We start from the raw sequence: 13,523 nt of genomic DNA, 5'->3' as shown, positions 1-13,523 counted from the left end.
ACTATTCTTTTCGCAAAATGACAAAAATACCTTATAAGCAAAAATTCTCTTGGTTTACCGGTTTTATTCAACAAAAGCTCCATAATTCCCTTTTAAAAGCAATCCATAGTCGCTCTCATCATCAATCAAATATCCTAAATCCAAATAATCATTATGACCTGATCGTTGGTTCCTATAATGTACATAAATGTGTAGGTGTTGATAAAATTTTTAATCCTACACGGATTGTTCGTGTTATTACTGAATTACAAGTCGATATCCTTGCTCTTCAAGAAGCAGATAAACGTTTTGGAGAACGCGTTGGTTTGATTAATCTTCAGCTGTTAAAAGCTGAAACTGGTTTGACCCCTGTACCTCTCAATACCATGTCACCTCATGGTCATGGTTGGCATGGAAACGCTCTTTTTTTACGAAAGGGATATGTACGTGACACTTTACAAGTCACTCTTCCTGGTATTGAACCACGAGGGGCTATCATTGTAGAGTTAGAAATGGCAGCAGGCCCTATTCGTATTATTGCGGCTCATTTTGGCTTACTGCGTTATTCTCGTAAACAACAAACTAAAATGCTCCTTGCAATTTTGCAAAAACGCTCTCTTATGCCTACGCTTCTCATTGGAGATTTTAATGAATGGCGGATGGGAAAGGGCTCATCTTTAAACCATTTTTATCCCTATTTTGATAGCACGCTTGAAGTCGTACCAAGCTTTCCCTCTCGCTTTCCCTTTTTAGCCCTTGATCGCGTTTTTGCCTTTCCTCACCAATTGGTAACAAAGCTTGAAAACCACCATTCACCACTTGCGCGCATTGCCTCAGATCATTTGCCGATCAAAGCCTATATTAATCTTGCCAATGCAATAAACATCCTTAAAAACAAATAAAAAAGGCTAATGTGCCTCATCCCAATTTTGAGCCGTCATGACTTTCACTTCAAGGGGTACAGATAAAGATAAAACCGGCATTGTAGCATTTTCCATGACATTTTTAACAACAGCCATGGTTTTTTTACTCTCTTCTTCTGGTACTTCAAAAATCAATTCATCATGTACTTGTAGCAACATTTTTGCTGATAGATTTTCTTCTTCTAAAGCATTTTCCATCTGTATCATAGCACGGCGAATAATATCGGCCGCAGAACCTTGAATTGGTGCATTGATTGCTGCTCGCTCATTAAGAGAACGAATTTTTACATTCTTTGCTTTTATTTCTGAATAATGGATACGACGTCCAAAAATTGTTTCTACATAACCATTCTCACGCGCAAAGCTTTTGGTCTTTTCCATATAATCTTTAATTCCTGGAAATCTTTCAAAATAAAGTTGAATATAACGACCTGCTTCTTGGCGTGAAATCCCTAATTGATTGGCTAATCCAAAAGCTGAAATACCATAAATAATACCAAAATTAATCGCTTTTGCACGCCGTCGTATATCTGAATGCATTCCCTCTATCGCAACGCCAAACATTTGTGACGCCGTTATAGCGTGAATATCATGTCCTTTAGCAAAAGCTTCTTTTAATGCTTTTATATCCGCAATATGTGCAAGAATGCGTAATTCTATCTGACTATAATCAGCAGAAAGCAAAACATGACCTTTTGGAGCAATAAAAGCTGTTCGAATTTTACGTCCTTCAGCAGTTCGTACTGGAATATTTTGCAAATTTGGCTCTGATGATGATAATCGCCCTGTTGATGTTATTGCCAAAGAATAATTCGTATGAACACGCCCTGTTTTTGATAAAATATAAGAAGGCAAAGCATCGGCATAGGTAGATTTTAGCTTTGCAAGTTGGCGCCACTCAATAATTTTACGCGGTAAAATATGACCTTCAGCCGACAATTCTTCTAAGGTCTGTGCAGAAGTTGACCATTGTCCGCCCTTGGTTTTAGCGCCTCCAGGCAATCCCATTTTGCCAAAAAGGATATCTCCTAATTGCTTTGGCGAAGCAAGATTAAATTTTTCATCTGCTTGTTTATAAATTTCCTCTTCTAAAATCAAAGCAGCTTGCGCCAATTCTCCTGAAAGACGCAATAAAATCTGCCTATCAATAAGAATTCCACGTTCTTCCATTCTTGCAAGAACTTCTACAAGGGGTCGATCAAGGCGCTCATAAATTCTTGTCATACCGCGAGCAACAAGTTGTGGTTTCAATACTTGCCAAAGACGCAGCGTTATATCGGCATCTTCGGCTGCATAAAGGGTTGCTTGTTTTAAATCTACTTGTGCAAAAGAAGTAATTTTTTTTCCGTTATGGGTTAAATCCTTATAGGCAATTGGTTTGTGTTCAAGCCAACGTTCAGATAAATCATCCATATTATGGGTTAAAGTTCCAGCATCCAAAACATATGACAAAAGCATGGTGTCATCAAAAGAACGTATCACAATGTCATATTGCTTCATCACTAACCAATCATATTTTATATTCTGACCAATTTTTAACACCGCAGAATCTTCTAATAGCGGTTTTAAAAGTGCTAAAGCTTTTCGGGTTTCAATCTGTGAAGCAATGCGCCCCCCTCTCAAAAGGTCCTCTTCTCCTTCATCAAAATGTTCAAGAGGTACATAGGCCGCTTTTCCTGGCTGTAATGCAAGTGAAAAACCAACAAGCTTTGCTTGCATTGGATCAAGAGAAGTTGTTTCAGTATCAAAAGAAAAAAAACCCTGTTCTTGTGCTTGTGATAACCACTCTTTTAAAATTTCCTCATCAAGAATTGTTGTATAAATATCTCTTGTAATTTTTTGATTAAGTACTTGATCTTTACGTTTTTGTGCAAAAAATTGTGGAGAATTTTCAGAAAAATTATGAAGAGATGCTTTCTCAATATTTTTGGTATCAGTATCATATTCATTGCTCAATTTTTCCCATTCAACATCTATATCAAGTGCATCAATAACAGCTGCATCGCATGCCGTCGCCTCTGCCACGCGACGCGTTAATGTTGAAAATTCCATCGCTTTCAAAAAAGCAATTAAGCGTGGTCCATCTTGTGGCTCTAAAATAAAATCATCTAAATCATTGTCTATAGGAACATCTGTTTTAAGCTTAACAAGTTCACGAGAAATTTTAACCTGTTCACTATACGCTTGTATGTTTTCACGTCGTTTTGTTTGTTTAATTTCAGTCACACGTTGCAATAAAAGATCAAGGGAACCAAACTGATTTAACAACTGAGCAGCAGTTTTTGGTCCAATTCCTGGAATACCGGGTATGTTATCTGTCGAATCTCCAACTAACGCTTGTAAATCGATCATCTTTTCAGGAGCAACACCCCATTTTTCTATAACTTCTGAGATCCCTATATGCTTGTCTTTCATTCCATCATACAAGGATACATGCTTATTGACGAGTTGCATAAGATCCTTATCAGAAGAGATAATGGTTGTTTTTGCACCAACCTTTGTTGCCAACTGTGCATAGGTCGCTATCAAATCATCCGCTTCAAAGCCTTTCTTTTCAATACAAGGCAAATTAAAAGCCTTTGTTGCTTGGCGTATTAACGCGAATTGAGGAATTAAATCTTCGGGAGGTTCAATGCGATTCGCTTTATATTGAGGGTAAATTTGTTTCCGAAAAGTATCCGATGAATAATCAAAAATAACAGCAAAGTGTGTTGGAACAATACCTGTCGCCGCGTTACGAGCATCACAGAGTAATTTCCATAACATATTACAAAAACCAGCTACTGCTCCTACAGGAAGTCCATCCTTTTTACGTTTTAAAGGCGGTAAAGCATAGTAAGCACGAAAAACATAGCCTGATCCGTCAACCAACAAAAGATGATCTGTTGCCTTCATGACAATTTTATTTCTCCATTTCAGCTAAAAAAATATATTACCCTTATATATTTTTTTCACTTTTATTTTAATTTTTTTAACTTTGCCTCTAAAAAGCCATTTTTTCTTTCCATAAGACATGAAGTCGTTACACTTTATATTGCGTACCTAGAGCTTTTCTTTGCTGTTACAGGATTAATAGCTTTCATTTTGCTCCTCCTATGATAGCTGAGGTACGATGTAGCGACAAGGTCGTTGTGGTGTTCCCCTCCCCACAACGACCGTTTTTTTGGCATCTGTATTCTCTTATATTCTCTATTTTTAATCTTAAGTCATTTTTTAGAGAAACGATAAGAATGTTATTCATGAATTTTGAAGTTATTCCACAGAGCTTTTTCACCCATTTCATTAATAAAATCAGCGTGTAACTTTTTTTCCTGTATGCTCAATCTTGAAGGTAAAGCCTGTGGACGAGATTTAGCTGTATAAGATGTATCTTGATCATTTTTTGTATGTTCATCAACATTCCTTTTGCTATCAAACCCCAAGACGCCCTGCTTTCCACCAATCAGTTCAATATAAACATCGGCTAAAATCTCTGCATCAAGGAGAGCACCATGAAGAACACGATGACTGTTATCAATTCCAAAACGTTTACATAAAATATCAAGAGAATTTGGGCCCATAGGAAATTTACGCCGTGCCATAGCCAATGTATCAAGAATATTATCAACACTGATAAGTGGCTTATTGACGCGTTTTAATTCTGCATTAATAAAACCTATATCAAAACTCGCATTATGCGCAATCATGGTCGCACCATTGATAAATTCTAAAAATTCATCAACAATATCACTAAAACTTTTCTCGTTTTTTAGGCGCTCATTGGTTAATCCGTGAATTGCTACAACTTCATCAGGAATAATAACATCTTCAGGATTTAAATAAACGTGAAACTGGCGTCCCGTAAGATAACGATCAACCATTTCGACACAACCAATTTCGATTATGCGGTCTTTCTCTTTATCTAAACCTGTTGTTTCTGTATCAAAAATAATTTCCCGCATAACTTCAATTCTTTAGCAATTTTCTTATTACATCAAAAACCTGTTGACGTGTATTTTCTAAATCTTTCCCTGTATCAATAATAAAATCAGCACGTTCTCGTTTTTTTTCATCCGACATTTGTTGAGCATTGATAAAGGCAAATTTTTTCTCATTCATACCTTGACGAATCATTACACGTTCCTTTTGTATTTCTGGTGGAGCAGAAACAACAATAACGCTATCTACACGACTTTCACCATTTTTTTCAAATAGAAGTGGAATATCAAGAATAACTAACTTTTTCCCCTGATGGCGCGCTGTATTAATAAATTCTTTTTCTTTTTCTTGCACTAGAGGGTGAATTATTTTTTCTAATGTTTGTAATTTTTCCTTATCATCAATCAAAATTTCAAAAAGTTTTAAACGATTAACTTCACCGTTTTCGACAACACCAGGAAAAATACGCTCTATGCGTGATAAAGCTGGCTCACTTTTATAAAGCTGTTGTACTGCCTCATCAGCACTAAAAACAGAAATACCCGCTTTCTTGAAAAAATCAGCAACCGTTGATTTTCCCATAGCAATTGATCCCGTCAATCCTATGATCTTCATTCTCTTTCTTCACTCATATCCTCTAAAATAGCTGTCCGTAACGCTTTTGTTACCTGTGGTCTTATTCCAAACCACTGTTCAAAACCTATAACAGCCTGATGTAGAAGCATTCCAAATCCATCAACAATCCTTAGACCACAAGCTTTTGCCTGTTGTAAAAAAGGGGTTATCAAGGGTGTATAAACAATATCTGTTACTAATGCCGTTTTTTTTGCTTTATGAAAATCACAAAAAAAAGAATCACTCTTTTCTTTTGAATTTTTTATACCAATGGAAGTTGTATTAACAATCAAATCAGCTTGATAAAGTATTTCATGGATTTTATGCCAATCGTAGACTTTAATGGTTTTTCCAAAATGCTGAGCTAAATTATCAGCACGTTGTTTTGTACGGTTAACTAAATAAATCTGCTCAAATCCGCGTTTTTTTAAAGCATATAGGATAGCGCGTGCAGCACCACCTGCCCCAAAAACAAGAGCTGTTTCCCTTCCCCAATCAGATGCAAAATCATCAAGATTAGCGCTAAAACCATAGGCATCACTATTTGTGGCACAAAGTTTATCTCCTTCATACCAAAGTGTATTAGCAGCACCAATCATTGTTGCTGTCTCATCTTTATAATCTGCTAAACGAAAGGCTTCTTGTTTATAAGGTAAAGTAACATTTCCTCCACAAAAACCCCTTTTTTGTAAAGAAGTAATAAAATGACTGAATTCTTCAGAAGTTACTTCCTGTGCAAGATATTCCCCTTGTAAACCATATTGTTTAAGCCAAAAATTATGAATTCTTGGCGATTTTGAATGATGAATAGGAAAACCAACAACAAAAGCGCGAGGGTATTTTGTCTTTTCTATTGTTAAATCAACCATCAATAACCCCTAAATGACGTAATTTTGTAAGTAGAGGTAGCAAAGGTAAACCAATAATGGTAAAAAAATCTCCATCAATTTTTTCAAAGAGATGGATTCCTTCCCCTTCAATTTGATAGACTCCTATACTGTTTAGAACATCTTCTCCTACGCGTTCTAAATAATGTTGAATAAATTCTGGCGAGAGTAAACGTACGGACATATGTGCACTAAAAGCTTCAATCCAAATTTTTTGACCATTTTTAAATAAAGCTACCGCGCTATGAAGAGAATGCGTTTTTCCTGATAACTCACATAAACGTTGATATGCTTGCTTAATATTTGTTGCTTTATGAAAAACTTTACCTTCCAAATCAAGCACTTGATCACAACCAATAACGAAAGCATCAGGAAAACGATCTGAAACATTTTTTGCTTTTGCACTCGCAAGAAAACAGCTGAGTTCTTTGGGTGTTTTTTCTTTTGTTTTTTTTTCTATTTCTCTTTCATCAAAAGAAGCGCCTTCAATAAAAAAATTTAAACCTGCTTTTTTCAATAATTGTGCACGATAAGAACTAAGAGATGCTAATATTAATGTCTCTGTGTTCATAAGAATTTTCTCTCATTTTCCTTCACGAAATCGCGATAAAAGTTCAAATATTGCAGCAGCAGTTTCTTCAATAGAGCGCCTTGTGACATCAATAATAGGCCAACCAAAACGTTCACAAATGCGTTTTGCATAGATTAATTCTTCAGCTATGTTAATACGATTCGTATAACTCTCAAGAGCAAAACCTTCTCCCAAATCTCGATTTTGACGAATATGTGAGATTCTTTCAGCTGAAGCAATTAAACCAATAATCAAAGAATTTTTTGCCTCTAAAAGGAATTCTGGCAAATCAATATTAGGAATAAGGGGGACATTGGCTGTTTTGATTCCCCGATTTGCTAAATAGATACTTGTTGGCGTTTTAGAAGTCCTTGAAATTCCTACAAGAATCACATCGGCTTTGTATAAACTACTGGAAGACTGTCCGTCATCATGCTCTATTGTAAAATCCAATGCCTCAATACGACGAAAATAATCTGCATTAAGATCATGTTGTGCACTCACACGTAAGTGAGTTGGCATTCCAAGGTAAGACTGAAAAGCATTTAAAACAGGATATAATATATCAATACAGGGAACTTTTATTTTTTCGCATCTTTTTTGAAGAAAAAGCTTAAGTTCTTCATCAATCATCGTGTAAAGAACAATCCCTGGCTCTTGTTGTACTTCATCAAGAGCTTTTTGTAACTGTATTTTATTACGAATCATAGGATAGATATGTTCTGTTGCCTGACTCATTGTATACTGCGATGCTACAGCTCTTCCAACAGAGATTAATGTTTCCCCTGTTGCATCAGAAAGCATGTGTAAATGAAAGGATTTTTTTTCTTTTGTCACAAAAATTTTAACTCCTTGTTAAGAGATGTGTATATATCCTCGGTAATTTTTATGAAACCAAAACTTGGAAGAAATTTTCCATTATTATGCACAAATGAATCCCCTGTGATAATCAAAGACCTCTTATGAGAAAAAAGAGGGGATAATAGCTTTAAGACAGTGTTATTTTTATTCTTTTTTTCTTCTCTTTTGTGGATAAAATTGAGGATAAATGAAGTATAAATAATAATTCACACTAAACACAGCTTTAAATAAGAAGAATCCCTATCTTTAATATAAATTTATTAATAAAAAGTTCTGGAAAAAAGCTTTTGAATAATATTCCATTAATGCTATAGGTTTATTTCATATTTTTATTATGAAATAATAAAATACTGTTAAGATTTTATATTCTTTTAATTTTTTTGTATAATATTCTTAATATTACCGAATAAATTTCATATAATATGGTACTTGCAGATTGAAAAAATTGAGTGTAAAATATTTTTTTCTTGAGAATATTTCGTTCTATAAAATCTCCAAAAATTGTTCAGAGTAATTCTCTCCTTAAATTAAAAGAGCATATTTCATGCAAAAAATGAAACTACAAGAACTTAAAAGCAAAAATCCCGTTGAACTTGTTTCTTTTGCTGAAACATTAGAAGTTGAAAATGCTTCCCTTATGCGCAAACAAGAATTAATGTTTGCGATTTTGAAGAAACTTGCTCTACAAGATGTAGAGATTATAGGAGAAGGCGTTGTTGAAGTTTTACAAGACGGATTCGGGTTTTTGCGATCTGCTGATGCTAACTATCTTCCTGGACCTGATGATATCTATCTTTCACCTTCGCAAATTCAATCATTTTCTTTAAAAACAGGCGATACCATTGAAGGTCCTATACGGAGCCCAAAAGATGGGGAACGTTATTTTGCTCTTCTTAAAATTAATACGATTAATTTTGAAAAGCCTGAAAAGATTCGCTACAAAATTCATTTTGATAATCTTACACCTCTTTATTCAAATGAACGTTTCCAAATGGAAATACAAGATCCTACAGAGAAGGATATGTCATCACGCGTGATCGATTTAATATCTCCATTAGGAAAAGGACAAAGAGGATTAATTGTCGCACCACCACGGACAGGAAAGACAGTTCTCCTACAAAATATTGCTCACTCTATTACTACTAACCATCCTGAATGTTATCTTATTGTTCTTTTGATTGATGAGCGACCAGAAGAAGTTACGGATATGCAGCGTTCAGTGAAGGGAGAGGTTGTTTCTTCTACTTTTGATGAACCCGCAATACGTCACGTACAAGTGGCAGAAATGGTTATTGAAAAAGCTAAACGTCTCGTTGAGTATGGACGTGATGTTGTTATTCTTCTGGATTCGATTACACGTCTTGGACGTGCATATAATACGGTTGTTCCTTCTTCAGGTAAAGTTTTGACAGGTGGTGTGGATGCAAACGCTTTGCAACGTCCAAAACGTTTTTTTGGTGCCGCACGTAATATTGAAGAAGGTGGATCTTTAACCATTATTGCAACGGCTTTGATTGATACAGGAAGCCGTATGGATGAGGTTATTTTTGAAGAATTTAAAGGAACTGGTAATTCGGAAATCGTTCTTGATAGAAAAGTTGCTGATAAGCGTATTTTCCCTGCTATGGACATTTTGAAGTCAGGAACGCGTAAAGAAGAACTTTTGGTTGCGCGACAAGATTTGCACAAAATTTTTGTTCTTCGTCGTATTTTAGCGCCTATGAATGTAACAGATGCAATTGAATTTTTGATTGATAAATTGAAGCAAACAAAAAACAATAGTGAATTTTTTGATTCAATGAATACTTAGAGTCATTCAATTTTTTATTAGGATAAAACCTGTGGATACAATCTTTGCTGTTTCGAGTGGATTGTTACCTTCAGGGGTTGCAGTCATTCGGCTTTCTGGTCCTCATGTTGTGCATATCGTTAAAACACTTTGTGGTTGTTTACCTAAAGCACGCTTTATGCATTATGGAAATCTCATTGCTCGTGATGGCAGTTTTTTAGATTCTGCTTTAACTGTTTTTTTTCCTGCTCCTCATAGTTTTACGGGAGAAGATTGTGCAGAATTTCATTTGCATGGCGGAAAAGCGGTTGTTAATCGTTTTCTCGATGAATTATCGACATTTTCTGGATGCCGTATTGCAGAGGCGGGTGAATTTTYACGTCGTGCATTTATGGAGGGAAAATTAGATCTTGTTCAAGCAGAAGGTCTTGCTGATTTAATAGAAGCAGAAACAGAAAGCCAACGGCGTTTAGCGGTTATGGGGGCAAGTGGACATTTAACAAAACTTTATCGTGATTGGCGCCAAAAGCTTATGAGGGCACGTGCTTTTATTGAAGCAGAACTTGATTTTGTCGATGAAGCAGATATTCCCAATGCAATATCTGATAAAATTTGGAAAGATGTGGAAGATCTTTGTACTTCTCTTCGAGAACATATTCTTGAAGGAGAACGTGCCAGTATTTTGCGTGATGGATTAAAAATTGTTATTGCGGGTGCTCCAAATTCTGGAAAATCAAGTATTATGAATCGTCTTGCAGGGAGATCTGTTTCTATTGTGACAGAAGAAGCAGGGACAACCCGTGATGCTTTAGAAATGAGACTTGTTTTTGGCGGTTTACCTATTTTTTTAACGGATACTGCTGGTTTTAGAAAAACAGAAAATAAAATAGAACAATTGGGAATAGAAGTTGCTAAACAGCATGTTAGAGAAGCTGATTTGGTTATTTTGGTTTATGATATAGGAAATCCTGAGAAAATTGATTTACCAGAAACATCGGCTGAAATATGGCGTGTTGGTAATAAGCTTGATCTTTATGAGAAAAATGATCCATGCTGGTCCATACAATTTTCTGCATTAACGGGTTTAAATTTTGATTGTTTTATCAAAGAACTTGAAGAATTTTGTCATCATCGTGCTTCTGAAATTGGGAATCTTGTTCCGGCGCGTAAAAGACAACTTCAATTATTAAAGGAAGCTGTTGAGGAGATTGAAAATTCTCTCAATTATTATTCTCTTGATCTCAGTTTACGTGCAGAACATCTCCGTTGTGCAAGTGATTTTCTTGGAAAAATTACGGGAGATATTGATGTTGAGGATTTGCTTGATATTATTTTTTCAGAGTTTTGTGTTGGTAAATAATGATTCACGTGAAACATTGATTATTTCATAGACAGATTTAAAAGATTATGCAATTTATACCCTGTTTCACGTGAAACTCTAGAATATTTTCTATGGAATGAATTAAATGCAATCATATGATGTTATCATTGTTGGTGGTGGTCATGCGGGCTGTGAAGCAGCTTCAGCTTCGGCACGTGTAGGAGCAAAAACAGTACTTGTGACACATAGAATATCAGTATTGGGAACAATGTCATGTAATCCTGCTATTGGGGGGCTTGGGAAAGGGCATTTGGTTCGTGAAGTAGATGCTTTAGATGGTCTTATGGGAAGAGCAGCAGATGCTGCTGGAATTCAGTTTAGACTCCTTAACCGACGTAAGGGACCAGCAGTGAGAGGTCCACGGACACAAGCTGATAGACAACTTTATAAAGAAGCCATTCAAAAACTTTTAAAAGAACAAGAAAATCTGACTCTCATTGAAGATGAGGTTATTGATTTGGTTGTTAAAGATCATTGTGTATCAGGTGTTGTTTTAAAAAAACAAGGAACAATTTTTTCTGGTGCTGTTGTTTTAACAACAGGAACATTTTTAAATGGCTTTATTCATATTGGTGATAAAACATGGGCTGCTGGCCGTATGGGAGATCCGGCAAGTGTGCAACTTGCTGAACGTTTAAAAAAATATCATATAAAACTTGGGCGATTAAAAACTGGAACCCCTGCTCGTTTGAGTAAAAAAACAATAGATTGGGATCGTCTTCCAAAACAACAAGCAGATGAAAATCCTGTTCCTTTTTCTCTTTTAACAGAGAAAATTGAACAGCCACAAATTGAATGCGCAATAACACGTACAAATGCACAAACACACAAAATTATTCGTGATAATATCCACCGTTCTGCTTTATATTCTGGAAATATCGAAGGATTAGGACCTCGTTATTGTCCTTCAGTTGAAGATAAGATTGTTAAATTTGGGGAACGTGATGGGCATCAGATTTTCCTAGAACCAGAAGGTTTAAATGATGATACGGTTTATCCAAATGGTCTTTCTACTTCTCTTCCTGAAGACGTACAAATTTCCCTATTGAAAACCATTGAAGGATTGGAAAATGCTACAGTTTTGCAACCTGGTTATGCTATTGAATATGATTTTGTTAATCCACAACAATTAACAAGAAGTTTAGAATTACGCTCTTTACCAGGATTGTTTTTAGCGGGGCAAATTAATGGTACAACAGGATATGAGGAAGCTGCAGCACAAGGACTTTTAGCTGGATTAAATGCAGCACGTAAAGTGGGTAAATTAGATGAAATATTTATAAGTCGTTCTACCGCTTATATTGGTGTTATGGTTGATGATTTGGTTTCACGTGGTGTTTATGAACCTTATAGAATGTTTACATCACGTGCTGAGTTCCGTTTGTCTTTACGATCTGATAATGCTGATACACGTTTAACACCTTTGGCACACGAATGGGGGATTGTCAGTAAAGTACGTTGGGAGTATTATCAGAAAAAGCAACAACGGCTTGATCAAGCACGATCAATATGTCAAAATCTTTTTTTAACACCTAATGAAGCTTCTGCTCACGGATTACATGTGAATCATGATGGAATTCGGCGTTCGGCTTATGATTTTCTCGCTTATCCTCATATGACTTTAGAACGTCTTTCACATTTTTGGCCACAATTACAAACAATTGATTCTAAAACAGTAGAATCTTTAGAAATCGAGGCACAATATGCAGTTTATTTAGATAAACAAGCACAAGATATTGCCTCTCTTCAAAGAGATGAGCGTTTGGAAATTCCTTCATCTCTTGATATTCAGGCAATTTCAGGTCTTTCAAACGAACTTAAATCAAAAATTCAAGAAGTGTCGCCGCGTTCAATTGCTGATGCACAAAAAATTGATGGTATGACACCCGCCGCGTTATCGCTTATTATTACATATATTCAACGTCAACGACGTGAAAAGGCTAAAATAGCTTAATGTTTTTTTCTACAGAACAAAAATATCAGCAATTATTGAATATTGTTCCTTCTGTTTCACGTGAAACGATGGAAAATTTAATTCAGTTTGAGTCTTTAATACTTCAATGGAATGCGCATATTAATTTGATATCTGCGGCAACAATACCAGATCTATGGACACGGCATATTTTAGATTCAGCACAAATTTTTCCTTTGTATAGTCATTCTTTACAGTGGTGTGATCTAGGATCAGGAGGGGGATTTCCTGCAATTGTGATTGCTATCTTTCTGAAAGAAAAAAAAGCAGGACATATTAATCTTGTTGAAAGTAATGGAAAAAAAGTTGCTTTTTTGCGAACGGTTATTGCTCAACTCAACCTTCCTGCAACGGTTTATCATACTAGAATTGAAAATATATATAAAAAAATCCCCACATCCGATATTATAACGGCAAGGGGATTAGCGCCGCTCAATGAGCTTTTACAGCTTATTTTTCCTTTATTAACAGAAAAAACAATCGCTCTTTTGCAAAAAGGTCGGGATTACGCTACAGAAATAAAAAATGCCTCTGCCAATTGGCACTTTGATCTGTTAAAACATACAAGTAAAGTTGATGAAAATTCTGTTATTTTAGAAATTTCTCATATTCGATCATATTAGAGGG

Annotated in this window: 11 protein-coding genes; 5 read left to right on the top strand and 6 right to left on the bottom strand. The window is 35.6% G+C overall.

Annotated elements, in window-relative coordinates:
- The first annotated feature begins 17 nt into the window (after positions 1 to 17).
- Positions 18 to 881, top strand: a complete 864-nt coding sequence (locus CER18_RS00250) for an endonuclease/exonuclease/phosphatase family protein (protein WP_100128242.1) — start codon at positions 18 to 20, stop codon at positions 879 to 881.
- A gap of 6 nt (positions 882 to 887) precedes the next feature.
- Here the strand turns inward: CER18_RS00250 and polA are convergent, their stop codons facing one another.
- From polA to CER18_RS00220, 6 genes are all read right to left on the bottom strand, one after another.
- Positions 888 to 3,797, bottom strand: a complete 2,910-nt coding sequence (gene polA, locus CER18_RS00245; RefSeq protein WP_100128115.1) for a DNA polymerase I — start codon at positions 3,795 to 3,797, stop codon at positions 888 to 890.
- 338 nt (positions 3,798 to 4,135) lie between these two features.
- Positions 4,136 to 4,843: a DNA polymerase III subunit epsilon gene (dnaQ, locus tag CER18_RS00240; protein ID WP_100128114.1), complete on the bottom strand. Its 708-nt coding sequence runs from the start codon at positions 4,841 to 4,843 to the stop codon at positions 4,136 to 4,138.
- A gap of 4 nt (positions 4,844 to 4,847) precedes the next feature.
- Positions 4,848 to 5,435: a dephospho-CoA kinase gene (coaE, locus tag CER18_RS00235; protein ID WP_100128113.1), complete on the bottom strand. Its 588-nt coding sequence runs from the start codon at positions 5,433 to 5,435 to the stop codon at positions 4,848 to 4,850.
- Entirely contained in the window at positions 5,432 to 6,304 is an 873-nt protein-coding gene (locus tag CER18_RS00230) for a shikimate dehydrogenase (protein WP_100128112.1), read from the bottom strand. Before CER18_RS00230 ends, coaE begins: the two co-directional genes overlap by 4 nt.
- On the bottom strand, positions 6,297 to 6,893 hold the full coding sequence (locus CER18_RS00225; protein ID WP_100128111.1) for a Maf family nucleotide pyrophosphatase: 597 nt from the start codon (positions 6,891 to 6,893) through the stop codon (positions 6,297 to 6,299). Before CER18_RS00225 ends, CER18_RS00230 begins: the two co-directional genes overlap by 8 nt.
- A 12-nt stretch (positions 6,894 to 6,905) precedes the next feature.
- Positions 6,906 to 7,730, bottom strand: a complete 825-nt coding sequence (locus CER18_RS00220) for a pyruvate, water dikinase regulatory protein (RefSeq protein ID WP_100128110.1) — start codon at positions 7,728 to 7,730, stop codon at positions 6,906 to 6,908.
- A gap of 568 nt (positions 7,731 to 8,298) precedes the next feature.
- On the opposite strand from CER18_RS00220, the gene rho reads away from it, so the two are divergent.
- From rho to rsmG, 4 genes are all read left to right on the top strand, one after another.
- Positions 8,299 to 9,564 carry a transcription termination factor Rho gene (gene rho / locus CER18_RS00215; protein WP_100128109.1) on the top strand — a complete coding sequence of 422 codons (1,266 nt, stop codon included), beginning with the start codon at positions 8,299 to 8,301 and terminating at the stop codon, positions 9,562 to 9,564.
- 31 nt (positions 9,565 to 9,595) lie between these two features.
- Positions 9,596 to 10,903 (top strand): tRNA uridine-5-carboxymethylaminomethyl(34) synthesis GTPase MnmE, encoded by a 1,308-nt coding sequence (mnmE, locus tag CER18_RS00210; RefSeq protein WP_100128108.1) that lies wholly within the window; start codon positions 9,596 to 9,598, stop codon positions 10,901 to 10,903.
- Between the two features lie 106 nt (positions 10,904 to 11,009).
- The gene (mnmG, locus tag CER18_RS00205; RefSeq protein ID WP_100128107.1) at positions 11,010 to 12,878 is read left to right on the top strand and encodes a tRNA uridine-5-carboxymethylaminomethyl(34) synthesis enzyme MnmG; all 1,869 of its coding nucleotides are present in this window, start codon (positions 11,010 to 11,012) and stop codon (positions 12,876 to 12,878) included.
- On the top strand, positions 12,878 to 13,519 hold the full coding sequence (gene rsmG, locus CER18_RS00200; protein WP_100128106.1) for a 16S rRNA (guanine(527)-N(7))-methyltransferase RsmG: 642 nt from the start codon (positions 12,878 to 12,880) through the stop codon (positions 13,517 to 13,519). Before mnmG ends, rsmG begins: the two co-directional genes overlap by 1 nt.
- Positions 13,520 to 13,523 lie beyond the last annotated feature (4 nt).

The organism is Bartonella tribocorum, from assembly GCF_002777915.1.
In the GTDB taxonomy this organism is placed as follows: domain Bacteria; phylum Pseudomonadota; class Alphaproteobacteria; order Rhizobiales; family Rhizobiaceae; genus Bartonella; species Bartonella tribocorum_A.
This window is presented reverse-complemented; position numbering and strand designations above follow the sequence as displayed.